Source organism: Xanthobacter pollutisoli (assembly GCF_040044995.1).
Taxonomy (GTDB): Bacteria; Pseudomonadota; Alphaproteobacteria; order Rhizobiales; family Xanthobacteraceae; genus Xanthobacter.
The window spans coordinates 592,651-615,280 of sequence record NZ_JBDZDP010000002.1 but is presented as its reverse complement, the minus strand read 5'-3'; the positions used below and the strand labels follow the sequence as shown (position 1 = coordinate 615,280).

Annotated in this window: 24 protein-coding genes; 16 read left to right on the top strand and 8 right to left on the bottom strand. The window is 68.3% G+C overall.

Going from position 1 to position 22,630, the window contains the following annotated elements:
* The first annotated feature begins 86 nt into the window (after positions 1–86).
* The 5 genes from ABLE93_RS08315 (at position 87) to ABLE93_RS08295 (ending at position 4,237) form a co-directional block, all read left to right on the top strand.
* The gene (locus ABLE93_RS08315) at positions 87–719 is read left to right on the top strand and encodes a nucleoside 2-deoxyribosyltransferase (RefSeq protein ID WP_348839207.1); all 633 of its coding nucleotides are present in this window, start codon (positions 87–89) and stop codon (positions 717–719) included.
* The gene (gene lpdA, locus ABLE93_RS08310; RefSeq protein WP_348839205.1) at positions 712–2,127 is read left to right on the top strand and encodes a dihydrolipoyl dehydrogenase; all 1,416 of its coding nucleotides are present in this window, start codon (positions 712–714) and stop codon (positions 2,125–2,127) included. Before ABLE93_RS08315 ends, lpdA begins: the two co-directional genes overlap by 8 nt.
* Positions 2,128–2,434: 307 nt before the next feature.
* Complete coding sequence (locus tag ABLE93_RS08305) at positions 2,435–2,713, top strand: GlsB/YeaQ/YmgE family stress response membrane protein (protein WP_348839203.1); 279 nt, start codon at positions 2,435–2,437, stop codon at positions 2,711–2,713.
* Positions 2,714–2,821: 108 nt separating this feature from the next.
* Positions 2,822–3,775: a lipoyl synthase gene (lipA, locus tag ABLE93_RS08300; RefSeq protein WP_348839201.1), complete on the top strand. Its 954-nt coding sequence runs from the start codon at positions 2,822–2,824 to the stop codon at positions 3,773–3,775.
* 3 nt (positions 3,776–3,778) lie between these two features.
* A complete protein-coding gene (locus tag ABLE93_RS08295) occupies positions 3,779–4,237 on the top strand; it encodes a type II toxin-antitoxin system RatA family toxin (protein ID WP_348839199.1) in 459 nt (152 codons plus the stop codon).
* A gap of 5 nt (positions 4,238–4,242) precedes the next feature.
* On the opposite strand, the gene ABLE93_RS08290 is transcribed toward ABLE93_RS08295, so the two are convergent.
* From ABLE93_RS08290 to ABLE93_RS08255, 8 genes are all read right to left on the bottom strand, one after another.
* Positions 4,243–4,653: a rhodanese-like domain-containing protein gene (locus ABLE93_RS08290; protein WP_348839197.1), complete on the bottom strand. Its 411-nt coding sequence runs from the start codon at positions 4,651–4,653 to the stop codon at positions 4,243–4,245.
* Between the two features lie 115 nt (positions 4,654–4,768).
* Positions 4,769–5,881: a branched-chain amino acid ABC transporter substrate-binding protein gene (locus ABLE93_RS08285; RefSeq protein WP_348839196.1), complete on the bottom strand. Its 1,113-nt coding sequence runs from the start codon at positions 5,879–5,881 to the stop codon at positions 4,769–4,771.
* Positions 5,882–6,028: 147 nt separating this feature from the next.
* Complete coding sequence (locus ABLE93_RS08280) at positions 6,029–7,129, bottom strand: branched-chain amino acid ABC transporter substrate-binding protein (protein ID WP_348839195.1); 1,101 nt, start codon at positions 7,127–7,129, stop codon at positions 6,029–6,031.
* Between the two features lie 124 nt (positions 7,130–7,253).
* Complete coding sequence (locus ABLE93_RS08275; protein WP_348839194.1) at positions 7,254–7,703, bottom strand: DUF6867 family protein; 450 nt, start codon at positions 7,701–7,703, stop codon at positions 7,254–7,256.
* A complete protein-coding gene (locus ABLE93_RS08270) occupies positions 7,703–8,470 on the bottom strand; it encodes an ABC transporter ATP-binding protein (RefSeq protein WP_348839193.1) in 768 nt (255 codons plus the stop codon). The genes ABLE93_RS08275 and ABLE93_RS08270 overlap by 1 nt, the downstream gene beginning before the upstream one ends.
* On the bottom strand, positions 8,467–9,417 hold the full coding sequence (locus ABLE93_RS08265; protein ID WP_348839192.1) for an ABC transporter ATP-binding protein: 951 nt from the start codon (positions 9,415–9,417) through the stop codon (positions 8,467–8,469). The genes ABLE93_RS08270 and ABLE93_RS08265 overlap by 4 nt, the downstream gene beginning before the upstream one ends.
* The gene (gene livM, locus ABLE93_RS08260) at positions 9,417–10,898 is read right to left on the bottom strand and encodes a high-affinity branched-chain amino acid ABC transporter permease LivM (protein ID WP_348839191.1); all 1,482 of its coding nucleotides are present in this window, start codon (positions 10,896–10,898) and stop codon (positions 9,417–9,419) included. The genes ABLE93_RS08265 and livM overlap by 1 nt, the downstream gene beginning before the upstream one ends.
* The gene (locus tag ABLE93_RS08255) at positions 10,898–11,815 is read right to left on the bottom strand and encodes a branched-chain amino acid ABC transporter permease (protein ID WP_348839190.1); all 918 of its coding nucleotides are present in this window, start codon (positions 11,813–11,815) and stop codon (positions 10,898–10,900) included. The genes livM and ABLE93_RS08255 overlap by 1 nt, the downstream gene beginning before the upstream one ends.
* Positions 11,816–12,051: 236 nt before the next feature.
* On the opposite strand from ABLE93_RS08255, the gene nagZ reads away from it, so the two are divergent.
* The 11 genes from nagZ to secD all read left to right on the top strand — a co-directional run bounded on the left by nagZ (position 12,052) and on the right by secD (position 22,625).
* Positions 12,052–13,065: a beta-N-acetylhexosaminidase gene (nagZ, locus tag ABLE93_RS08250; protein WP_348839189.1), complete on the top strand. Its 1,014-nt coding sequence runs from the start codon at positions 12,052–12,054 to the stop codon at positions 13,063–13,065.
* A 1-nt stretch (position 13,066) separates the two neighbouring features.
* Positions 13,067–13,930, top strand: a complete 864-nt coding sequence (locus ABLE93_RS08245; RefSeq protein WP_510182990.1) for a segregation and condensation protein A — start codon at positions 13,067–13,069, stop codon at positions 13,928–13,930.
* Complete coding sequence (scpB, locus tag ABLE93_RS08240; protein ID WP_348839188.1) at positions 13,927–14,679, top strand: SMC-Scp complex subunit ScpB; 753 nt, start codon at positions 13,927–13,929, stop codon at positions 14,677–14,679. The genes ABLE93_RS08245 and scpB overlap by 4 nt, the downstream gene beginning before the upstream one ends.
* Positions 14,676–15,791, top strand: coding sequence for an ABC transporter ATP-binding protein (locus ABLE93_RS08235; RefSeq protein WP_348839187.1), 1,116 nt, complete (start codon positions 14,676–14,678; stop codon positions 15,789–15,791). Before scpB ends, ABLE93_RS08235 begins: the two co-directional genes overlap by 4 nt.
* A gap of 65 nt (positions 15,792–15,856) precedes the next feature.
* On the top strand, positions 15,857–16,093 hold the full coding sequence (locus ABLE93_RS08230; protein WP_348839186.1) for a twin-arginine translocase TatA/TatE family subunit: 237 nt from the start codon (positions 15,857–15,859) through the stop codon (positions 16,091–16,093).
* 118 nt (positions 16,094–16,211) lie between these two features.
* Positions 16,212–16,736: a Sec-independent protein translocase protein TatB gene (gene tatB / locus ABLE93_RS08225; protein ID WP_348839184.1), complete on the top strand. Its 525-nt coding sequence runs from the start codon at positions 16,212–16,214 to the stop codon at positions 16,734–16,736.
* A complete protein-coding gene (tatC, locus tag ABLE93_RS08220; protein ID WP_348839183.1) occupies positions 16,733–17,542 on the top strand; it encodes a twin-arginine translocase subunit TatC in 810 nt (269 codons plus the stop codon). Before tatB ends, tatC begins: the two co-directional genes overlap by 4 nt.
* A 212-nt stretch (positions 17,543–17,754) precedes the next feature.
* Positions 17,755–19,230 (top strand): serine--tRNA ligase, encoded by a 1,476-nt coding sequence (gene serS / locus ABLE93_RS08215; RefSeq protein ID WP_348839182.1) that lies wholly within the window; start codon positions 17,755–17,757, stop codon positions 19,228–19,230.
* Positions 19,231–19,371: 141 nt separating this feature from the next.
* Positions 19,372–20,139, top strand: coding sequence for a 5'/3'-nucleotidase SurE (surE, locus tag ABLE93_RS08210; RefSeq protein WP_348839181.1), 768 nt, complete (start codon positions 19,372–19,374; stop codon positions 20,137–20,139).
* A gap of 493 nt (positions 20,140–20,632) precedes the next feature.
* Positions 20,633–20,980, top strand: a complete 348-nt coding sequence (yajC, locus tag ABLE93_RS08205; protein WP_348839179.1) for a preprotein translocase subunit YajC — start codon at positions 20,633–20,635, stop codon at positions 20,978–20,980.
* 37 nt (positions 20,981–21,017) lie between these two features.
* On the top strand, positions 21,018–22,625 hold the full coding sequence (secD, locus tag ABLE93_RS08200; RefSeq protein ID WP_348839178.1) for a protein translocase subunit SecD: 1,608 nt from the start codon (positions 21,018–21,020) through the stop codon (positions 22,623–22,625).
* The last annotated feature ends 5 nt before the right edge of the window (positions 22,626–22,630 follow it).

Here is a 22,630-nt window from a genome sequence, read left to right as displayed (position 1 = left end):
GCCCTGAGGGAGAGGGGGCGCAAATCGCGACAGGGGCCCGCTTCTTCTTGGGGCACCCACGAGGCACGGAAGGACAGGCCGACCCGATGAATCTCTATCTCGCCGGCCCGGAGGTGTTCCTCGACGATGCGCGCGAGATCGGCCGGCGCAAGGTGGAGCTGTGTGCCCGCCATGGCTTCACGGGCCTCTTCCCCCTCGACGGCGACATCGCCCTCGATCCGGCCGGCATGTCCGCCGCCGCGATCTTCGCCGCCAATCTCGACCTGATGCGCAGCGCCGATGCGCTCGTCGCCAATCTGACGCCGTTCCGCGGCATCAGCGCCGATCCCGGCACGGCCTTCGAGGTGGGCTTCGCCTTCGCCCTCGGAAAGCCGGTGGCCGCCTACACCAACGTGCCGCTGGAGCTGAAGCACCGGGCCCGCGACGCCATCGGCCAGGCGGCGGACGGCCCCGAGAGCCTTCTGGCGGACGGCCTCCACGTGGAGGACTTCGGCCATTTCGACAATCTCATGCTGGCCGAGGCGCTCCATGCCTCGCATTTGCCGGTCATCCAGGCCCGGACACCGGCGGCCGACCCCTTCCGCGACCTGACCCTGTTCGAGGCGGCGCTCACCCAGCTGGCGGAAGCCCGCGCCGGCGGCCGCCTCGGGATGCGCGGTTCCCCCTCCCTTCCAGAACCCGCCGGACAAGCCCGCGGCGAGGAGACCCTCCATGGCTGACACCTACGACATCATCGTCATCGGCGGCGGGCCGGGCGGCTATGTGGCCGCCATCCGCGCCGCGCAGCTCGGCTTCAAGACCGCAGTGGTGGAAAAGAGCCACCTCGGCGGCATCTGCCTGAACTGGGGCTGCATCCCCACCAAGGCGCTGCTGCGCTCTGCCGAGATCTACCATTACATGGAGCATGCCAAGGACTACGGCCTCTCCGCCGAGAAGATCGGCTTCGACGCCGCGGCGGTGGTGAAGCGCTCGCGCGGCGTCTCGGCCCAGCTCGCCACGGGGGTGGGCTTCCTGCTCAACAAGAACAAGGTGGACGTGATCTGGGGCAAGGCCACCTTCACCGCCCCCGGCAAGCTGAAGGTGGAGGCGGCGCAGAACCCGCCGAAGAATGCCAAGGGCGGCGGCGACTACACGGCGAAGCACATCATCGTCGCCACCGGCGCCCGCCCGCGCGCGCTGCCCGGCCTTGAGCCCGACAAGAAGCTGATCTGGACCTATTTCGAGGCCATGGTGCCGGAAAAGATGCCCAAGAGCCTGCTGGTGATGGGCTCGGGCGCCATCGGCATCGAGTTCGCCTCCTTCTACCGCACCATGGGCGTGGACGTGACCGTGGTGGAGGTGCTGCCGCAGATCCTGCCCGTGGAGGACGAGGAAATCGCCGCCATCGCGCGCAAGCGCTTCGAGAAGCTGGGCATGAAGATCCTGTCCGGCGCCAAGGTGACGGGCGTGACCAAGCATGCCGACAGCATCACCGCCCATGTGGAAGACGCCAAGGGCGCCAAGCACGACATCACCGTGGACCGCATGATCTCGGCCGTGGGCGTGGTGGGCAATGTGGAGGGCCTGGGCCTCGAGGCCATGGGCGTGAAGATCGAGCGCGGCATCGTGGTGACGGACGGCTTCGGCCGTACCAATGTGCCCGGCGTCTACGCCATCGGCGACATCGCCGGCCCGCCCATGCTGGCCCACAAGGCGGAGCATGAGGGCGTGATCTGCGTCGAGACCATCAAGGGCCTCCACACCCACCCCATGGACAAGGCCAAGATCCCCGGCTGCACCTATTGCACGCCGCAGATCGCTTCCGTCGGCCTCACCGAGAAGAAGGCCAAGGAGGCCGGGCGCGAGATCAAGGTCGGCCGCTTCCCGTTCATCGGCAACGGCAAGGCCATCGCGCTCGGCGAGCCCGACGGCCTAGTGAAGACCATCTTCGACGCCAAGACCGGCGAGCTCCTCGGTGCGCACATGGTGGGCGCGGAAGTGACCGAGCTGATCCAGGGCTTCGTGGTGGCCATGAATCTGGAAACCACCGAGGAAGAGCTGATCCACGCGGTATTCCCGCACCCGACCCTCTCCGAAATGATGCATGAGAGCGTCATGGCCGCCTATGGGCGGGCGATCCACGTGTGAGAGGAGTGGAGTTGCATGTCGGCCGTATCCCGGACCAGCGACGGCGCAGCCGGAGCGCCGAGCCGGGATCGCGGGGAGACTCCTGCGCAGCAGGCCCGTCGTCCAACGGCACTTCCGGTCTGGAAGCGCCTGCGGCGAACCCTTGCGCTGGGCCACGGCTCTCCTTCCGCTTTCGCTCCAGTCGGCCGAGGCACGAGATCGGCCGAGCGCGGAATCCGGCGGGCGGGAAATCAGGGCCGGTTGACAGCCGCGCCCGAGGGGGACGATCTGTTGAACGGCTCCGCGCGAGCCTGACACGGGGACCATCATGGACCAGCAGACCTACGCGTTCCTGAGCCAGCCGGGCGTCGGCTTCTTCTCCCTCGTCATCATCGGCATCCTCGCCGGCTGGATCGCCGAACGGATCACGGCGAGCAACCACGGCCTGCTCACCAACCTTCTGGTGGGCGTCGCCGGCGCCTTCATCGGCGACAAGCTGGCCTCGGTGCTGAACGTGCCGGTGTTCGGCTTCTTCCGCACGCTGATCGCCGCCATCGTCGGCGCGGTCATCCTGCTCTGGGTGTGGCGCGCCATTCGCTCGCGCTGAGCGGACCAGCCCTGCACCGCGCCGCCTTCCGGCCAGGGCTTGCACGCATTATGTTTCAGTGGCGCCCGCATCCGCCGGATGCGGGCGGACGGTCATGAAAGTCAGCCGATGGTCACGGTCATCAACACCCTTGCCCGCCCCCGTCATCCGGAGAAGGCGCACCGCCCGGAAACCGAGGTGCTGCGCAAGCCGGAATGGATCCGGGTGAAGGCCCCGGGTTCGGCGGCGTTTTCACAGACCGCCGGGATCGTGCGGGCCAACGGCCTTGTCACCGTCTGCGAGGAGGCGGGCTGCCCCAACATCGGCGAGTGCTGGGAGAAGAAGCACGCCACCTTCATGATCATGGGCGACACCTGCACCCGCGCCTGCGCCTTCTGCAACGTGCGCACCGGCCTGCCCGAGGCGCTGGACGGCGGCGAGCCGCAGAAGGTGGCGGATGCCGTGGCCAAGCTCGGCCTCTCCCATGTGGTTATCACCTCGGTGGACCGGGACGACCTCGCCGACGGCGGGGCGGAGCATTTCGCCCGGACCATCGGCGCCATCCGCCACGCGAGTCCGGCCACCACCATCGAGATCCTCACCCCCGACTTCCTGCGCAAGGACGGCGCCCTGGAGGTCGTGGTCGAAGCACGGCCGGACGTGTTCAACCACAATCTGGAGACCGTGCCCGCCAAGTATCTCTCGGTGCGGCCGGGGGCGCGCTATTTCCATTCCCTGCGCCTGCTGCAGAAGGTGAAGGAGCTCGATCCCACCATCTTCACCAAGTCCGGCATTATGGTCGGGCTCGGCGAGGAGCGGCCCGAGGTGCTCCAGCTCATGGATGACCTGCGCTCGGCGGACGTGGACTTCATGACCATCGGCCAGTATCTCCAGCCCACCCGCAAGCACCACAAGGTGGAGCGCTTCGTGACGCCGGACGAGTTCAAGGCCTATGAGACGGTGGCCTATGCCAAGGGCTTCCTGATGGTTTCGGCGAGCCCGCTCACCCGCTCGTCCCACCATGCGGGGGACGATTTCGAGAAGCTGCGCGCCAACCGCGCCGCGCGGCTCGGCCGGGCCTGAGACGTGCCGTCCTTCTCCAACAGCCGGCGGGTGCGGCACGGCGCGCCGCAGATGTTCGATCTCGTCGCCGACGTGGAGCGCTATCCCGAGTTCGTTCCGCTTTGCCAGTCCCTGCGGGTGAAGCGGCGGACCAAGTCGGACGAGGGGGTGGAGATCCTGGTGGCGGACATGACCGTCGCCTACAAGCTGATCCGCGAGACCTTCACCTCGCGCGTGACGCTGGACCGGCCGCGCCTCACCATCCATGTGGAATATCTCGACGGGCCCTTCAGCCGCCTCGACAACCGCTGGGAATTCATTCCCGCGGGCGAGGCCGCCTGCGAGGTGAAGTTCTTCATCTCCTACGAATTCCGCTCCCGCACCCTGGGCATGCTCATGGGCGCCATGTTCGACGCCGCCTTCCGCCGCTTCGCCGATGCCTTCGAGAAGCGGGCGGACGAGGTCTATGGAACGGTGGGATAGCGCGTTCAGCTTCCCGGTTTCGGCTCGACGCCCTCGACCGGGCCGCCGGCCTCCTTCCAGGCCTTGAAGCCGCCCTCCACATGGGCGACGGGCTTGAGGCCCATGTCCTGCGCCGTCGCCGCCGAAAGGGCCGAGCGCCAGCCGCCGGCGCAGAAGAAGATGAAGGCGCGGTCCTCGCCGAACACCGGCTTGAAATAGGGGCTATCAGGGTCGATCCAGAATTCCAGCATGCCGCGTGGGCAGTGGAAGGCGCCGGGCACCTTGCCTTCGCGCTCCAGTTCCCGCGGGTCGCGCAGGTCCACCAGCAGCGCGCCATCGCCGGCCCGGCGCAGCGCCTCCTGCGGCGTCACCGTCTCGACCTTCGCATTGGCTTCGGCGACGAGGGTCTTGAAGCCGCGGGTGATGGACTGGGGCATTTTCATCCTCCCGTTGCGCAGGAGGAGAGGCGGGGCGGGCCGCCCTGTCAAGCCGCGCCGCCCGCACCACGCCCCCCTCGCCGAACGCCGGGAGGGGAGGCGCGGTTCTTGGGGCTCAAAGCTCGGTGTAGCCGCCGTCCTTCCAGACATAGACCACGTAGTCGAGCTTGGTGATGTCACCCTTCTTGTCGAAGGAGAGCGGGCCGAGCACGGTGTCGAAGGTCATGCCGGAGTGCATCTTCTCGGCCACCTTCTTGGGGTCGAGGGATTTCGCCGCCTCGGCCGCCTGCTTGATGACCTGCACGGCGGCGTAGGAATAGAGCACGTAGCCCTCGGGATCGATGCCCTTGGCCTTGAGCTTCTCCACGATGTCCTTGGCGGCGGGGTTCTTGCGCGGGTCCGGCCCGAAGGTCATCAGAGTGCCCTCGGCGCCGGGGCCGGCGATGGTCCAGAACTCCTTGTCGGTGATGCCGTCGCCGGAGAAGAGCACGCTCTTCATGCCCTGGTCGCGCATCTGGCGCACGATCAGGCCGGCCTCGGGGTGCAGGCCGCCGTAATAGACGAGGTCGACGTTGAGCGCCTTCAGCTTGGAGACGAGGGCGGAATAGTCCTTGTCGCCGGGATTGATGCCCTCATAGGCGACTTCCTTGAGGCCGCCGGCATTGATGGTCTTCATGGTCTCGTCGGCGAGGCCCTTGCCGTAGGGCGTCTTGTCGTGGACGATCGCGACCTTCTTGTCCTTGAAATTCTTCAGCATGTAGGCGCCCGCCACCGCGCCCTGCTGGTCGTCGCGGCCGCAGGTGCGGAAGGTGTTCCACAGCTTGCGCTCGGTGAAGGCCGGGTTGGTGGAGGCGGGGCTGATCTGCAGCACGCCGCCCTCGGCATAATTGGTGGACGCCGGGATGGAGATGCCCGAATTGAAGTGGCCCACCACGAACTGGACGCCGTCCGACACCAGCTTGTTGGAAGCCGCGATGCCCTGTTCCGGCTTGCCGCCGTCGTCGCCCACGACGAACTCGACCTTCTGGCCCAGGATGCCGCCCGCCGCATTCACGTCCGCCACCGCCTGCTCGGTGCCGGTCTTGAGCTGGGCGCCGAAGGCGGCGATGGAGCCGGTGAGCGGGCCAGCCGCGGCGAGCTTCACGTTGGCCAGAACGGGCGTCGACAAGGCGAGCCCTGCAGCTACGCCGGCAGTGATGGCGAATGCGGTGAACGAGAGCCTCTTCATCGCTGTCCCCTCTTTGCTCCAGTCAGGTGTCGCGGGCCCGCAACGGCCCGATCTTCGGCAGGCAAGTGTCATGCCTGAACGGGAGGTAAAACGAAAAAGCCTGCGCACGAGGCGCAGGCTTTCTGTAGCATCAGGCGGTCAGGTGCCTCACAGCTCGGTGTAGGTGCCGTCCTTCCAGACGTAGACCACATAGTCGAGCTTGGTGATGTCACCCTTCTTGTCGAAGGAGAGCGGGCCGAGCACGGTGTCGAACTTCATGCCCGAATGGATCTTCTCGGCCACCTTCTTGGTGTCGAGAGACTTGGCCGCCTCGGCGGCCTGCTTGATGACCTGCACCGCGGCGTAGGAATAGAGAACGTAGCCTTCCGGATCGATGCCCTTGGCCTTGAACTTCTCGACCAGCGCCTTCGCCGCCGGGTTCTTGCGCGGGTCGGGACCGAAGGTGGTCAGCGAGCCGGTGGCGCCGTCGCCGGCGATGGCCCAGAACTCCTTGTCGATCATGCCGTCGCCGCCCATCAGCACGGTCTTCATGCCCTGGTCGCGCATCTGCCGCACGATGAGGCCGGCTTCCGGATAGAGGCCGCCGAAATAGACAAGGTCGGCGCCGGTCGACTTGATCTTGGAGACGAGGGCCGAATAGTCCTTCTCCTTCGGGTTGATGCCCTCGAACATGACCTCCTTCAGGCCGCCCTTGCTGAGCGCCTTCTGGGTCTCGTCGGCGAGACCCTTGCCGTAAGGGGTCTTGTCGTGGACGATGGCGACCTTCTTGCCCTTGTAATTCTTCAGGATGTAGGCGCCGGCGACGGCGCCCTGCTGGTCGTCGCGACCGCAGGTGCGGAAGGTGTTCCACATCTTGCGCTCGGTGAAGGTCGGGTTGGTGGAGGCGGGGCTGATCTGCAGCACGCCGGCCTCTTCATAATCCTGCGAGGTGGGGATGGAGACGCCCGAATTGTAGTGCCCCACCACGAACTTGGCGCCATCGGTGATGAGCTTGTTGGCGGCCGACTTGCCCTGCTCCGGCTTGCCGCCGTCGTCGCCGACGAGGAATTCGATCTTCTGGCCGAGGATGCCGCCGGACGCGTTGAGGTCGGCGATGGCCTGCTCGGTGCCGTTCTTCAGCTGGGCACCCACCGCGGCGAGATCACCGGTGATGGGTCCGGCGACGGCGATCTTCACCTGCGCCTGAGCCTGGGCCGCAAAGACGAGGCCGGCGCCGAGGGCCAGCGACGCCATCAATAGCTTCTTCATCCCATGTCTCCCGTTATATGCCGGTCCGGCTGGTTGTCCGCCCCGGGTGAATGCTCTGGCGGCGCGCATTGTGCCGCAATCGTCACGCAAGTCGATGCCCCTTCGCGCGGGCGCCGCGCACCGGTCAGTTGCCGTCCGCCTGCCGCGGCTGCCAGGACATGCGCCCGGTCCGCTCGTACATCCAGCCGTATTGCACCGTCATCTGGCGTTGGCGCATGGCGCGGAAGCCCAGCGTCGCGATGGAGGCGAGCAGGACGAATTCCACCGCCAGGGGCTCGGGGTCGAACAGCTCCGCCTCGAACAGCGCGAAATGGCAGAAGCGCACCGCGCAGGCGAGCAGCAGGCAGTAGACCAGCATATGCGTGTAGGGCGCCCACCCCCGCGCCACCGCTTTGCCGGTGAGCCAGGCCGCCCCACCGCCGAGGAACAGCGTCACCAGGAGGAAATCCCCGAGCGAGGCGCCGATGAGCTCCTTCGGCCACACGAACAGCGTCGCCACCAGTACCACCAACGCCACCAGCGGCCCCACCAGCATGGGCGAGGAGGCAAGGCCGGGATCGCGCGTCGTCGCCATCAGCGGCCTCCCTCGAGATAGGCGGCGCGCACCTCCGGCCGGGCGAGCAGCTCCGCCCCGGTGCCGGACATGGTGACGAGCCCGTTGACCATCACATAGCCGCGATGGGCAAGCTTGAGGGCGTGGTAGGCATTCTGCTCCACCAGGAAGACGGTGAGGCCCTCGGTGGCATTGAGGGTGCGGATGGCGTCGAAGATCTGGCGCACCACCAGCGGCGCGAGGCCGAGGGACGGCTCGTCCAGAAGCAGGAGACGCGGGCGGCTCATGAGGGCACGGGCGATGGCGAGCATCTGCTGCTCGCCGCCGGAGAGGGTGCCGCCGCGCTGGTCGATGCGCTCCTTCAGCCGGGGGAACATGGCGAACATGCGCTCGAGGTCCTCCGCGAAATGGGCGTTGCCGTCGATGGCGGCGCCCATCTGCAGATTCTCGTACACCGTCATGCGCGGGAAGATGCGCCGGCCCTCGGGCGACTGGGCGATCTTGAGCCGCATGATCTCGTGGGTCGGCAGGGCGGTGATGTCGCGGCCGGCGTACTCGATGCGGCCGTCGCGGGCGCGCGGGCTGCCGCAGATGGTCATCATGAGGGTCGACTTGCCGGCACCGTTGGCACCGATGAGGGTGACGATCTCGCCCTCGTTGACCTCGATGTCCACGCCCTTCAGCGCAATGATGTTGCCGTAATAGGCCGTGACCCCGCGCACGGCGAGCAGCGGCGTCGCGCGGGCGGCGGCGGCCGGGGTGGGGGAGGCGTCGTGCGCGGCGCTCATGCCTGCACCTCCGCCTCGACGGAAGCGGCTTCCTCCTCCTCGACGCCGAGATAGGAGGCGATCACGCGGGGATCGTTGCGCACCTCGTCGGGCGTGCCGTCGGCGATCTTGGAGCCGTATTCCAGGACGACCACGTGGTCCGAAATCTCCATCACCACCGACATGTCGTGCTCGATGAGCAGGATGGAGGTCTGGTGCTCCCGCCGGATGGACAGGAGCAGCTCGTTGAGCGCCGCGGATTCGCGCGGGTTGAGGCCGGCGGCGGGCTCGTCGAGGCATAGCAGCACCGGCTCGGTGCACATGGCGCGGGCGATCTCCAGCCGGCGCTGGTCGCCGTAGGGCAGGTCGCCTGCCGGGTCGTCGGCGCGGCCCATGAGTCCGATCTTGTGGAGCCAGTAGAGCGCGCGGTCCACCGCGCCCTTCTGCCGGCGTTGCCAGGACGGCAGGTTGAGGATGGCGGCGGGGCTGAGCAGGCCCGAGGTGGTCAGCGACATGTGCTGGGCCACCAGCAGATTCTCCAGCACGGTCATGCCCGAGAACAGGCGGATGTTCTGGAAGGTGCGGGCCACCCGCGCCCAGGACGCGACCTTGTGGTCGGGCAGCCGCTCCAGAAGATAGAGCGCTCCCGCCCGGGTCTTGCCCCAGGAGAGGCCGGAGGCGGTCACCGCGTCGATCTCGTCGCTGCCCGCCGCGCCGCCGTGGAACAGGCCGAGGCGGCCGGTGGTGGGCTTGTAGAAACCGGTGATGCAGTTGAACACGGTGGTCTTGCCGGCGCCGTTGGGGCCGATCACCGCCGTGACCTCGCCGCGACCGGCGACGAAGGACACATCGTTGACGGCAACGAGGCCGCCGAAGCGCATGGAGAGGTGATCCGCCTGCAGGATCGGGTCGCTCTGCCACGCCCGTGTGGGCGGGGCGGGATCGAGGGTCGCCGCGTCGGCCGCCATCAGCCGTGGCCCTCCTTCACCAGGGCGCCGGACACCGCCTTGCGCTCCTTGAGGAAGATGGTGGGCATGCGGCTGGAGACGAGGCCGCGCGGACGCCACACCATCACCGCCACCATGGCGAAGCCGAAGATGAGCATGCGGTAGAGCGAGGGGTCGAAATCCGGGCCGAACAGGAAGTCGGCCTTGAGGAAGGAGAGGTTGCGCAGCAGCTCCATGCCGCCGATGAGCAGGACCGCGGCGGCCGCGACGCCCATCTGCGAGCCCATGCCGCCCAGGACGACGATGGCGAGAATCACCGCCGATTCCATGAAGGTGAAGCTCTCCGGCGACACGAAGCGGATGCGCACGGCGAAGAAGGCGCCGGCGAATCCGCCGAACAGGGCGCCGGTGGCGAAGGCGGTGAGCTTGGTGAGCGTCGTGTTGATGCCGAGCGACCGGCAGGCGATCTCGTCCTCGCGCAGCGCCTCCCAGGCGCGGCCCACCGGCATCTTGCGCAGCCGGATGGTGGCAAGCGCGGTGAGCGCGGCAAGGCCGAGGATGACGAAATAAAGGAAGATCATCCGGTGCATCGAATTGAATTCGAGCCCGAACAGGGCGGCGAAGCCGGTGTCGGACGAATCGAACGGGATGCCGAAGAAGGAGATGGGCGGGATGGAGGAAATGCCGGCGCCGCCATTGGTCAGCGACACCCAGTTGATGAGCACGAGGCGGATGATCTCGCCGAACGCCAGCGTGACGATGGCGAGGTAGTCACCGCGCAGGCGCAGCACCGGAAAGCCGAGAATGACGCCCCAGAAGGCGGCCAGCAGGCCGGACAGCGGCAGGCAGATCCAGAACGACCAGGCGGTCCAGAAGTTCTCCCCCAGATGCCCGGCGAAGAAATCGTTCAGCGGCACGCTGGTGGAGAGCAAAGCGAAGGTGTAGGCGCCCACCGCGTAGAACGCCACATAGCCAAGGTCCAGCAGGCCGGCGAGGCCCACCACGATGTTGAGGCCCCAGCCGAGCATCACGTAGGTCAACACATAGATGCCGAGGTCCACCCAGTAGCGGCTTGAGCTGAGCCCGCCGGCCATGAGGATCGACAGGAACGGATAGGCGATGGCGAAGCCGAAGAACACCGGCTTCACCGCCGGCGCGGCCAGTGTGCCGAGCCGGGCCGCGGCGGTCGGTCCCTCCGTGCGGGCGCGCGGCTTGCGATCCCGACGCCACACCGTGAGCGTGAGCACGAAGCGCAGGATGGCGACGATGGCCGCGAATACCGCGACGAGGCCGAAGCGATAGGTCAGCGTGAGGGGGCCGCTGCCCGATTCGGTGGCGCGGAAGCCCACCAGCGGCAGCAGGACGAGGGCAGTGATGAGGCCGCTCACGACGGCGTCGTTCAGCGCGGCCACCACGGCCGAGCCGCGCGCCCCGCGGGCGGGCGCGGCCGGTACGGGCGGCGGGGCCGACGGCGCGGGCACATCCACCGACGGCAACGCCATCAGACCTTCTCCACTTCCGGCCGGCCGAGCAGGCCCTGGGGCAGGAAGATGAGCGTGACCACGAGGATGGAGAAGGCCGCCACATCCTTGTATTCAATGGAGAAATAGGCGGACCAGAAGGTTTCGATGAGGCCGATGAGCAGCCCGCCGAGCACCGCCCCGGGGAGCGAGCCGATGCCGCCCAGCACGGCGGCGGTGAACGCCTTCACGCCCGGCACGAAGCCGTCGGAGAAGTTCACCACGCCATAATACATCATGTACATGACGCCCGCGACGGCGGCCAAGGCGGCGCCGATGACGAAGGTGAGGGAGATGGTCTGGTCCACGTTGACGCCCAGGAGCGCCGCCATCTTGCGGTCCTGCTCGCAGGCCCGCTGCGCGCGGCCGAGCGGCGTCTTCTGCACCAGCCACCAGAAGCCGGCGAGCAGCACGGCGGTCACCACCATGATGATGATCTGCTTGTAGGCGAGGGTGACCTGATAGCCGTCGCGCTCCATCAGCACGATCACGTCCGGCACCATGGGCGGCAGCGGCTTGTTGCGCGGGCCCTGGGCCACCTGAACGAAATTGGAGAGCAGGATGGACATGCCGATGGCCGAGATCATCGGCGCCAGGCGAAACGAGCCTCGCAGGGGCCGGTAGGCCACCCGCTCGATGGTCCAGCTGACGAGGCCGGTGAACACCATCGCCACCACGAGGGTGATGGCCAGGATGAGGAAGATGGAGCTCATCCCGATCACGGTGGTGAGCAGAAGGATGCAGATGAGGCCGATGAAGGCGCTCACCATGAACACGTCGCCATGGGCGAAGTTCACCATGCCGATGATGCCGAAGACCATCGTGTAGCCGATGGCGATCAGTCCGTAGATCGACCCGAGGGTCAATCCGTTAATGAGCTGCTGGAGGAAGATATCCATCCGCCGCTTGAACCCCTCTGTCCTGTCCGGCGCGCCTCTTATCTCATCATGCCTGATGATTGTGCGCTGCCACCAGACTCATAACCCGGCACTTCCACAGAGACAATTGCGCGGAGCCGGCGTCGGGTCCAGTTTTACGAGCGGCGTCGGACGGGCACCTGCGTCCGCGCAAACGGCCCGCCTTCCCGGGGACGCTCGCGCTTGACGCCGCCGTCCCCCGCTTATAGGCCCAGCACATGACCTCGCGCGCCTTCATCGCCGGCTGTGCCGGTCCCGAGCTGACGCTCTCCGAGCGGGCCTTCTTCCGGGATTCTGAGCCCTGGGGGTTCATCCTGTTCGCCCGCAACATCGCCGACCCGGAGCAGGTGCGCGCCCTCGTGGCCGATCTGCGCACCTGCGTCGGCTGGCAGGCGCCGGTGCTGATCGACCAGGAGGGCGGCCGGGTCCAGCGCCTGCGCCCGCCGCACTGGACCGACGATCCCCCGGCCGAGCGGTTCGGCGCGCTCTATCTGTCCGATCCGGCGGCGGCGCTGGAGGCGGTGCGGCTCAATTCGCGCGCCATCGCCGCCGATCTTTATGCCCTGGGCATCGACGTGGACTGCCTGCCGGTGGCGGACCTGCGCCATCCCGACGGCCACGGCATCATCGGCAACCGCGCCTATGGCACGGAGCCGGGCCCCGTGGCGGCGCTCGCCCGCGCGGCAGCGGTGGGGCTGATGGAGGGCGGCGTCCTGCCGGTGGTGAAGCACATTCCCGGCCACGGCCGCGCTCCGGCGGACAGCCACGAGAAACTGCCCGTCGTCACCGCCTCCCGCGCCGAGCTGGAGCCGGCCGACTTCGAGGCCTTCCGCGCCCTCGCCGACCTGCCCCTCGGCATGACGGCCCATGTGGTCTATGCCGACATCGACCCCGAGCGCCCCGCCACCACCTCGCCGGTGGTGATCGCCGACATCGTGCGCGGCTCCATCGGCTTCGACGGCCTGCTGATGAGCGACGATCTCTCCATGGGCGCCCTCGCCGGGACCATGGAGGCGCGCGGCCGCGATGCCCTTGCCGCCGGCTGCGACCTGCTGCTTCACTGCAACGGCCGCCTCGACGAGATGGAGAAGGTGGCCGCCACCGCCCCGGTGCTGGCCGGCGAGGCCTATGCCAGGGCCGGGCGGGCGCTCGCGCTGCGGGTCGAGCCCGATCCGGTGGATGCCGCGGCGTTGCGGGCGGCAGTGTCCGACCAGCTCGGAGCTCTGGCCTGACATGGCGCGCGAGGCCGGTCCCGACCCTTTCGAGATGGGCCCGGACACCGTCCCGCCGGCGCCGGACGAAACCTTCGTGGTGGATGTGGACGGCTTCGAGGGTCCCCTCGACCTGCTCCTCGCTCTGGCGCGCACCCAGAAGGTGGACCTCTCGCGCATCTCCATCCTGGCCCTCGCCGACCAGTATCTCGCCTTCATCGAGGAGGCGCGGCGCGGGCGGCTGGAGCTGGCGGCCGACTATCTCGTCATGGCGGCGTGGCTCGCCTATCTGAAGTCGCGGCTGCTGCTGCCCGCGCCGCCGCAGGAGGAGGGGCCGAGCGCCGAGGAGCTGGCCGCGGCCTTCGCCCGGCGCCTGCGGCACCTGGAGCGCATCCGCCGGGCGGCGGCGCAGCTCATGGCGCGGCCGCAGATGGGGCGCGACACCTTCGCCCGCGTGGTGCCGCCGGTGGCCAAGGAGCCGCTCTACACGGTCTACACCGCCACCATCTACGACCTGCTGACCGCCTACGCCCGCCAGCGCCAGACCAAGGCCCTGTCCCACGTCACCCTCAAGACGCGGACCGTGTGGTCGCTGGCCGAGGCGCGGGCGCGGCTGGAGCGGCTGCTGGGCGCCGACGTGGTGGGTGAGTGGATGCGGCTCGACCAGTTTCTCATCGACTGGACCGCCGAGCCCGCCGAACGGGCCACCGCCCTCGCATCCAGCTTCTCGGCGAGCCTCGAAATGGTGCGGGAGGGCATGCTGGACATCCGCCAGGATGCGCCGTTCGCGCCGCTGTGGCTTCGCTCGCGACCCGGCGAGCCGCTGCTGCCGCTGGCGCCGCCTGAGGACGCGAGGGGTGGCGAAGAGCCGGGGGAGGCGCCATGACCCGCTCCGCCCCGCGCATCGACCTGTTCGACGTGCGTCCCGAGGACGAGCGCGCCTACGCCTTCGCCCGTGACCTGCGCGCCATCGAGGCGCTGCTGTTCACCTCGCCGACCCCGCTCGACGCGAAGGCCATGAAGCCGCACCTCTCCAAGGACGCCGACATCGATGCGCTGATGGAGGCGCTGACGGCGGATTATGCCCGGCGCGGCGTCAACATCGTGCGGGCGGCGGGCGGCTTCATGCTGCGCACCGCGCCCGATCTCGCCGGCGTGGTGGCGGGGCCGGCGCCCGAGGCGCGCAAGCTGTCGCGCGCCGCCATCGAGGTGCTGGCCATTGTCGCCTATCACCAGCCGGTGACGCGGGCGGAGATCGAGGAAATCCGCGGTGTCTCCACCTCGAAGGGCACGCTGGACGTGCTTCTGGAGAGCGGCTGGGTGCGCCTGCGTGGCCGGCGCAAGGCGCCGGGGCGGCCGGTGACCTACGGCACGACGCCCGCTTTCCTCATCCAGTTCGGGCTCGACGCCATCCAGGATCTGCCGGGCCTCGACGAACTGAAGGGCGCCGGACTCATCGACGGTCGGGTGCCCGCCGGCTTCGCCATCCCGCTGCCCTCGGACGATCCGTCGCTGCGCGAGGACGAGGAGGAGCTGGACCCCGAGGCGCTCGACTTCCACCTTTCGCCGCCACCCGAGGACGAGCCGGCCCCGGCTGCGGACGGCGGCGCCGACGAGGACGACGGACACGGATGACGGATGTGGCATCGGCCGGGGAGCGGGAGGAGATCACCAAGGTGCGCAGCCGCACGCCCGCTTCCATCGCCAAGGGATTGACCTTCGACGCCGTGGAGCTCTCCTATGCCGGGGTGCCCGCCGTGCGCGGCGTAAGCCTCGATGTGAAACCGGGGGAGGTGCTCTGCCTTCTCGGCCAGTCGGGCTGCGGCAAGACCTCGCTGCTGCGCCTCGCCGCGGGCATCGAGCGGCCCGACCGCGGGCGCATCCTGATCGACGGTGCGCCGGTGGCGGGTGGCGGGGCATTCGTTCCGCCGGAGCGGCGGGGCGTCGGCCTGGTGTTCCAGGACTATGCGCTGTTTCCCCACCTCACCAATCTGGAGAACGTCACCTTCGGCCTCGGCGGGCTGAAGCGGGCGGACGCCGAGCGCGAGGCGCGACTCGCATTGGCGCGGGTGGATCTCGCCGATTATGCCGAGGCCTATCCCCATGAGCTCTCGGGCGGCCAGCAGCAGCGCGTCGCGCTTGCCCGCGCCATGGCGCCGCGGCCCGGCATCCTGCTGCTGGACGAACCGTTTTCCGGCCTCGACAAGCGGCTGCGCGACCAGGTGCGCGCCGACACCCTCGCGGTGCTGCGCGAGGCGAAGGCCACCGCCATCATCGTCACCCACGATCCCGAGGAGGCCATGCGCCTCGCCGACCGCATCGCCCTCCTGCGCCGGGGCGAGCTGGTGCAGCTCGGTCCGCCGGAGGAGCTCTACCGCAGGCCGGCGGACCTCGGCGTCGCGCGCTTCTTCTGCGAGCTGAACGAGATGGAGGCGGCGGCCATCGACGGCGTGGTGGACACCCCTGTCGGCCGCTTCACCGCGCCGGCCGACATGCCCTACGGACCCGTTTCCGTTGCGGTGCGCCCCCAGGGCATGACCCTCGCCCCGGCCGGGCGCGGGGTGCCGGGGCGCGTGCTCGACCGCCGCTTTCTGGGCGAGCTCGATCTCGTGGAAGTGATCGTGGACGGCCTGGAGCGCCCGCTGGTGGTGCGCCTGCGGGACGCTGGGACCATCGCCAAAGGCGACGAGGTCGCCCTTGTGGTCGATCCCGGTGAAGTCCTTGTTTTCGCCGCGGGTGGGGCCTAGTGTCGCCGTCCGACATGTCCGGGGGTGCGCCCCGCGGGCAATTTATCCTTCTGGAGGATGGTTAAATGGGTTCGTTGAGCATCTGGCACTGGATCGTGGTGCTGGCCGTGGTGCTCCTCCTGTTCGGTCGCGGCAAGATCTCCGATCTGATGGGTGACGTGGCGAAGGGCATCAAGTCCTTCAAGAAGGGCATGGCCGAGGACGACGAGCCCGCGAAGGCGCCGCCTCCCGCGCCCGAGGTGCCGCGCCCCCTGCCGCACCAGACCTCGAGCGCCGCCGAGGCCGAGAAGAAGGCCGTCTGAGGCCTTCTTCCTGTCCTTTGTTTCGCCGCGTTTTCTTCACGCGAACCGGCATTCTTTTCGCTTGAAAACGCTCTAACCCCAACGAGGGCGGCGGCGCGGCCGCCGGGTTCAGGCGCTCATGTTCGAGATCGGCTGGTCCGAGCTGATGCTGATCGGCATTGTCGCGCTGATCGTCATCGGTCCCAAGGAGCTGCCTTCGGTGCTGCGCACCGTGGGCCGCACCGTCACGAAGCTGCGCCGCATGGCCGGCGAGTTCCAGGGCCAGTTCCAGGAGGCGCTGCGCGAGGCGGACCTCGCGGACATGCGCAAGGAAATCAGCGACGTGACCGAGAGCGCCCGCTCCACGCTCGCCACCTCGCAAATGTTCGATCCGCTGCGCTCCATCCGCGACGAGATCCGCAGCACCGTGGAGGGCGGCAACCCGCCGGCGCTTCCGGCCGCCGAGAGCAGCTCCGTCCCGGCGCCCGAGGCCGAGGTCACGCCCGTGCCGGACCTGCCGCCGCCGGTTGAGCTTCCCGATCCCATGGCCGCCATCCGGGCCGAGATCCGCCGCACGGTGGAGAGCGCCGCGCCCGCCGAAACGCCCCCGCCCATCCCCGCCGCGCCCGTCCCGGCTTCAAGCGAGACCAAGAGCGCGTCATGAGCGACGAGGACGAGATCGACGCCTCCAAGGCCCCGCTGATCGAGCATCTGATCGAGCTCAGGTCGCGGCTCATCAAGTCGGTGATCGCCTTCCTGCTGGCGTTCTTCATCTGCTTCATGTTCGCCAAGCAGATCTACAACATCCTGCTGTGGCCCTATGAGTTCGCCTCCGGCTTCGCGCCGGGCGTGAAGCTCATCTATACGGCGCCGCAGGAATTCCTGTTCACCCAGATCAAGCTGGGCATGTTCGGCGCGGCCTTCATCTCCTTCCCGGTCGTGGCGACGCAGATCTACATGTTCGTGGCGCCGGGCCTCTACCGGCACGAAAAGGCGGCGTTCCGGCCCTATCTGGTGGCGACGCCCATCTGCTTCCTCATCGGCGCGGCCTTCGTCTATTTCGTCGCCATGCCGCTGGCCATGACCTACTTCCTCGGCATGCAGCAGGCGGGCGGAGAAGGGCAGGCCGAGATCTCGCTGCTGCCGAAGGTCTCGGAATACCTGTCGCTCATCACCACGCTGATCCTCGCCTTCGGCATCTGCTTCCAGCTTCCCGTCATCCTCACGCTGCTCGGGCAGATCGGGGTGGTGACGCGGGACATGCTGGTGAAGGCGCGGCGCTACGCCATCGTGGGCGTGTTCGTCGCGGCGGCGGTGCTCACGCCCCCGGACGTCATCAGCCATCTCTCCCTTGCCCTGCCGACGCTGCTTCTCTACGAGGTGTCCGTCTATCTGGTGGGCATCGTCGAGAAGCGGCGGATGGTGGCCGAGGCGGCCCGCAATGCGGCGGACGCCGCAACCGCCGACTGACGCGGACGGCGGGGCCTCTCCGGATCTCTTGAATTTCGGGCGCGCCGTCTCCTTCCGCCCGTCATCCCCCGGCTTGACCGGGGGATCCACGCATCCGCGCGTGCCGGCGCTCGACGGCACGATGGATGCCCCGGTCAAGCCGGGGCATGACGGTGGCGAGGGGCACGATGTGCCGCCCACACAGGCCCTGCGGGGCCACGGCGGAGCTTGCCATGCACGACATCAAATGGATCCGGGACGAGCCGGCTGACCTGATCGACGCTCTCGCCCGGCGCGGCAACAACTCGGATGACGCGAGGAGGGCGGCGGAAGATCTCGTCGGCAAGCTCCTCGACCTCGACACCCGGCGCCGCGAGACGCTGACCAAGCTCGAAACCCTGCTCGCCCGCCGCAACGCTGCCTCCAAGGAGATCGGGCAGGCGAAGGCGAAGAAGGACGAGGCCACCGCGCAGGCCCTCATGGCCGAGGTGGCGAAGCTGAAGGAAGACGTGCCGGCGCTGGAGGCGGAGGCCAAGCGCATCGAGGCCGAGCTGAACGGCGAACTCGCGGCCATCCCCAACGCCCCCCTCGCCGAGGTGCCGCAGGGCGCCGACGAGCACGACAATGTGGAAAAGAGCCGGTTCGGCGCGCCCCGCACCTACAGCTTCACCCCGAAGCAGCATTTCGAGGTGGGCGAAGCCCTCGGCCAGATGGATTTCGAAACCGCCGCCAAACTCTCCGGCGCGCGCTTCGTGGTGAACAAGGGCCCTCTAGCGCGGCTTGAGCGGGCGCTGGGGCAGTTCTTCCTCGATGTGCATACGGGTGAGCACGGGTACATGGAGGTCAACCCGCCGATCTTGGTGCGGGATGACGCCATGTTCGGGACGGCGCAGCTGCCGAAGTTTCGAGATGATCAATTCTCAGCTATCAATCAAGATCAGTTTTTGACGAAATTTGGCGACTTTATATTCGAGTCTCGCGACGACCTCGATAGTCCCATTATGAAATACTATAGTGAAGGCGGAGATCGTGCTGGTGCCGAGGCTACGCGCGAATCTTTGACTTATTTCCTGAAGGAAAAAGCCGCCGCAGCCGCGTCGCTCTGGCTCATCCCCACCGCCGAAGTCCCGCTGACCAATCTCGTGCGCGAGTCCACCCTCTCCGAGGAAGAGCTCCCCATGCGCCTCACCGCCTGCACGCCCTGCTTCCGGGCCGAGGCCGGCGCGGCGGGGCGGGATACGCGGGGGATGATCCGCCAGCACCAGTTCACCAAGGTGGAGCTGGTCTCCATCACCACGCCGGAAAAATCCGCCGAGGAGCACGAGCGCATGCTCGCTTGCGCCGAGGCGGTGCTGAAGAAGCTGGACCTCGCCTATCGCGTGGTCACGCTGTGCACCGGCGACATGGGCTTCGCCTCGCAGAAGACCTACGACATCGAGGTCTGGCTGCCCGGGCAGAACGCCTATCGCGAAATCTCCTCCTGCTCGGTCTGCGGCGATTTCCAGGCGCGGCGTATGAATGCGCGCTATCGCCCGGCTGAAGGGAAGGGGCCACGCTACGTGCACACCCTCAACGGCTCGGGCGTGGCGGTGGGCCGGGCGCTGGTGGCGGTTCTGGAGACCTACCAGCAGGAGAACGGCGCCGTGACGGTGCCCGACGCGCTGCTGCCCTACATGGGCGGGCTGCGGACCATCGAGAAGCTGAGATAGGCCGTCGCCCCCGGCCGCCGTCATGCTCCGGCCCGATCGGAGCATCCACGGCGCGGCCGGGGAAGCGGCGTGAATGGCCCTCCGGTCAAGCGGAGGGCGATGGCTCCTGCCGGCGGGGCAGGGGCAGAACGAGGACACCCCATGCGCATTCTGGTCACCAATGATGACGGCATCCACGCCCCCGGTCTCGATGCCTGCGTGCGCATCGCCCAGAGCTTCACCGACGACGTGTGGGTGGTGGCGCCGGAGTTCGACCAGTCGGGCGTCGCCCATTCGCTGTCCCTGTCCGATCCCCTGCGCCTGCGGCAGGTGGAGGAGCGACGGTTCGCGGTGAAGGGCACGCCCACCGACTGCGTCATCATGGCGGTGCGGCACCTGCTCGCGGAAAACCCGCCGGATCTCGTCCTGTCCGGCATCAACCGCGGCCAGAACATCGCCGAGGACGTGAGCTATTCCGGCACCGTCGCCGGCGCCATCGAGGGCACCATCCTCGGCATTCCCTCCGTCGCCCTGTCGCAGGCGTTCGGCATGAAGACGCGGGACAATCCGAGCTACATCACCGCCGAGACCCACGGCCCGCGCATCATCCGCATGCTGCTGGACGCGGGCATTCCCCCCGGCATCGTGATGAACGTGAACTTCCCGGACCGCCCGCCCGACGAGATCACCGGCATCGCCGCCACCGCCCAGGGCAAGCGCGACCAGCGCCTGATGCGCATCGACGAGCGCCGCGACGGCCGGAACAACCCCTATTTCTGGATCGCCTTCGAGCGGCGCGTCTTCGACACCGCGCCGGGCTCGGACCTGCGGGCGCTGGACGAAGGCCGCATCTCCGTCACCCCGCTGCGCCTCGACCAGACCGACGAGCCGATGATGACCAGCCTCGCCCTCCTGTTCGAGGGAAAGTAGGAGCCGCCTCCCGGGACGGGTCGCGCCGCGGACGCATGGAGCCGTGCGGAATGCGATCCGGCACCCGCCGCACGACGTCGCCGAAGGCGGCTTTATCCAAACCGTCGTCGGGCTTTGCCCGCTGCGCGGGAGTCCTTCGCTAGGCCCCGGCTCGGCGCTCCGGCTGCGCCGTCGCTTGTCCCGGGACCAGTCTCGCGTCCCGGACGCATGCAGCTGCGCGGAATGCGATCCGGGACCCAGCGCAGGACGTCGCCGAAGGCGGCTTTATCCAAACCGTCCTCAGGCTTTGCCCGCTGCGCGGGAGTCCTGCGCTAGGCCCCGGCTCGGCGCTCCGGCTGTGGCGTCACTTGTCCGGGGCGCACCCTTTCTTTTCAACAGCTCCGTGATCGGGGCGGCCCCGCGTTTGCATTCGACGGGGCGGCGGCTATAGTCCCGCCGCTTCGCCGGACCCCGGCGGGCAGGGATTCCCTTTTACAGCCCAACGAGGACGCAAATGTTCATTACGCCCGCATTCGCCCAAGGCGCCACGGGAGCCGGCGGCGGGGCCGACATGCTCATTCAGCTCGCCCCGTTCCTGCTGATCTTCGTGGTGATGTACTTCCTCATCCTGCGCCCGCAGCAGAAGCGCGCCAAGGCCCACCAGGAGATGGTGAACGCGCTGCGCCGCGGCGATGTCATCGTCACCGCCGGCGGCCTCGTGGGCAAGGTGACCAAGGTGGTGGACGAGCACGAGATCGAGCTGCAGATCGCCGACAATGTCCGCGTCCGCCAGCTGCGCTCGCAGATCGCCTCGGTCCGCGCCAAGGGCGAGCCCGCCCGGGACGAGGCGCCCGCCGCCTGATCCGGCCGCCCGATTTTTGTGAAAGACCGCGCGCGACATGCTGCACTTCTCCCGCCTCAAGACCGCGGCGATCCTCATCACCATCGCCGTCGGGCTGCTGTTCGCGCTGCCCAACGTCCTGCCTGCGAACGTCCTGACGCACCTGCCCACGTGGCTCGCATCGAGCCGCGTGACGCTGGGCCTCGACCTTCAGGGCGGTTCGCACATCCTGCTGGAAGTGGATGGGCCGGCGCTCCGCCGCGAGCGCACCGAGCAGGTGCGCGACGAGGTGCGCCGCGTGCTCCGCGACCAGAAGATCGGCTATTCCAACCTCGCCGTGCGTGACACCGCGGTGAGTCTGCGCCTGCGCGATCCCAACGACACGCAGAAGGCGGTCGCCGAGCTGCGCAAGCTCGCCGCCCCGGTCACCGACGCCCTGTTCGGCAATTCCTCGGGCGAGATGGACATGACCGTGTCCTCCAGCTCGGACGGCGCCGTGACGATCCAGCTGACCGACGCCGGGCTCAACGCCCGCATGCGCTCGGCGGTGGACCAGTCCATCGAGATCATCCGCCGCCGTATCGACCAGCTCGGCACGGTGGAGCCCAACATCCAGCGCCAGGGCCTCGACCGTATCCTGGTGCAGGTGCCCGGCCTGCAGGACCCGCAGCGGCTGAAGAACCTGCTGGGCCAGACGGCCAAGCTCTCGTTCCGCATGGTCGACCAGTCCATGTCGCCCCAGCAGGCGCTGGAGGGCCGCGCGCCGCCGGAATCCGAGGTGCTCCAGGGCCAGGACGGCCAGCCCTATTTGGTGGAAAAGCAGGTCCGCGTCTCCGGCGAGGATCTCGTGGACGCCCAGCCGGGCTTCGACCAGAACACCCGCGAGCCCATCGTCTCCTTCCGCTTCAACAACAATGGCGCCCGGCGCTTCGCGACGGTGTCGCAGGAAGCGGTGGGGCGGCCCTTCGCCATCGTCCTCGACAATCAGGTGATCTCGGCGCCGGTCATCCGCGAGCCCATCCTCGGCGGCGCGGGCCAGATCTCCGGCTCCTTCACGGTTCAGCAGGCCAACGACCTCGCCATCCTCCTGCGCGCTGGCGCGCTGCCGGCCCCGCTCAAGGTGGTGGAGGAGCGCACGGTGGGCCCGAGCCTCGGCGCCGATTCCATCCAGGCCGGCAAGGTCGCCGCCTATGTGGCGACGGCGCTGGTTGCGGTGTTCATGATCGCGGTCTACGGCCTGTTCGGCCTGTTCGCCCTGGTGGCGCTCGCCGTCCACATCATGCTGATGTTCGCGCTCCAGTCGGTTCTCGGGGCGACGCTGACGCTTCCCGGCATCGCCGGCGTCGTGCTCACCATTGGCATGGCGGTGGATTCCAACGTGGTGATCTTCGAGCGCATGCGCGACGAGGCGCGCGAGGGACGATCCGCCATCTCGGCCATCGACAAGGGGTTTGTGAACGCGCTGGGCACCATCCTCGATGCCAACATCACCTCGCTCGCCACGGCGGTCATCCTGTTCCTCATGGGCGGGTCGGGTCCGGTGCGCGGCTTCGCCGTCACCTACATCCTCGGCCTTCTGACCACCATGTTCACCGCCTACACCCTGACGCGGCTCATGATCGCCTATTGGGTGAAGTGGCGGCGGCCGGCGAAGCTGCCCATCTGAAGGTC

Bases quoted from the DNA above. Each gene is read 5' to 3' on its own strand.
- ABLE93_RS08315 (WP_348839207.1), top strand. From the start codon at position 87: ATGAATCTCTATCTCGCCGGCCCGGAGGTGTTCCTCGACGATGCGCGC.
- lpdA (WP_348839205.1), top strand. From the start codon at position 712: ATGGCTGACACCTACGACATCATCGTCATCGGCGGCGGGCCGGGCGGC.
- ABLE93_RS08305 (WP_348839203.1), top strand. From the start codon at position 2,435: ATGGACCAGCAGACCTACGCGTTCCTGAGCCAGCCGGGCGTCGGCTTC.
- lipA (WP_348839201.1), top strand. From the start codon at position 2,822: ATGGTCACGGTCATCAACACCCTTGCCCGCCCCCGTCATCCGGAGAAG.
- ABLE93_RS08290 (WP_348839197.1), bottom strand. From the start codon at position 4,653: ATGCCCCAGTCCATCACCCGCGGCTTCAAGACCCTCGTCGCCGAAGCC.
- ABLE93_RS08285 (WP_348839196.1), bottom strand. From the start codon at position 5,881: ATGAAGAGGCTCTCGTTCACCGCATTCGCCATCACTGCCGGCGTAGCT.
- ABLE93_RS08280 (WP_348839195.1), bottom strand. From the start codon at position 7,129: ATGAAGAAGCTATTGATGGCGTCGCTGGCCCTCGGCGCCGGCCTCGTC.
- ABLE93_RS08275 (WP_348839194.1), bottom strand. From the start codon at position 7,703: ATGGCGACGACGCGCGATCCCGGCCTTGCCTCCTCGCCCATGCTGGTG.
- ABLE93_RS08270 (WP_348839193.1), bottom strand. From the start codon at position 8,470: ATGAGCGCCGCGCACGACGCCTCCCCCACCCCGGCCGCCGCCGCCCGC.
- ABLE93_RS08265 (WP_348839192.1), bottom strand. From the start codon at position 9,417: ATGGCGGCCGACGCGGCGACCCTCGATCCCGCCCCGCCCACACGGGCG.
- livM (WP_348839191.1), bottom strand. From the start codon at position 10,898: ATGGCGTTGCCGTCGGTGGATGTGCCCGCGCCGTCGGCCCCGCCGCCC.
- ABLE93_RS08255 (WP_348839190.1), bottom strand. From the start codon at position 11,815: ATGGATATCTTCCTCCAGCAGCTCATTAACGGATTGACCCTCGGGTCG.
- nagZ (WP_348839189.1), top strand. From the start codon at position 12,052: ATGACCTCGCGCGCCTTCATCGCCGGCTGTGCCGGTCCCGAGCTGACG.
- ABLE93_RS08245 (WP_510182990.1), top strand. From the start codon at position 13,067: ATGGCGCGCGAGGCCGGTCCCGACCCTTTCGAGATGGGCCCGGACACC.
- scpB (WP_348839188.1), top strand. From the start codon at position 13,927: ATGACCCGCTCCGCCCCGCGCATCGACCTGTTCGACGTGCGTCCCGAG.
- ABLE93_RS08235 (WP_348839187.1), top strand. From the start codon at position 14,676: ATGACGGATGTGGCATCGGCCGGGGAGCGGGAGGAGATCACCAAGGTG.
- ABLE93_RS08230 (WP_348839186.1), top strand. From the start codon at position 15,857: ATGGGTTCGTTGAGCATCTGGCACTGGATCGTGGTGCTGGCCGTGGTG.
- tatB (WP_348839184.1), top strand. From the start codon at position 16,212: ATGTTCGAGATCGGCTGGTCCGAGCTGATGCTGATCGGCATTGTCGCG.
- tatC (WP_348839183.1), top strand. From the start codon at position 16,733: ATGAGCGACGAGGACGAGATCGACGCCTCCAAGGCCCCGCTGATCGAG.
- serS (WP_348839182.1), top strand. From the start codon at position 17,755: ATGCACGACATCAAATGGATCCGGGACGAGCCGGCTGACCTGATCGAC.
- surE (WP_348839181.1), top strand. From the start codon at position 19,372: ATGCGCATTCTGGTCACCAATGATGACGGCATCCACGCCCCCGGTCTC.
- yajC (WP_348839179.1), top strand. From the start codon at position 20,633: ATGTTCATTACGCCCGCATTCGCCCAAGGCGCCACGGGAGCCGGCGGC.
- secD (WP_348839178.1), top strand. From the start codon at position 21,018: ATGCTGCACTTCTCCCGCCTCAAGACCGCGGCGATCCTCATCACCATC.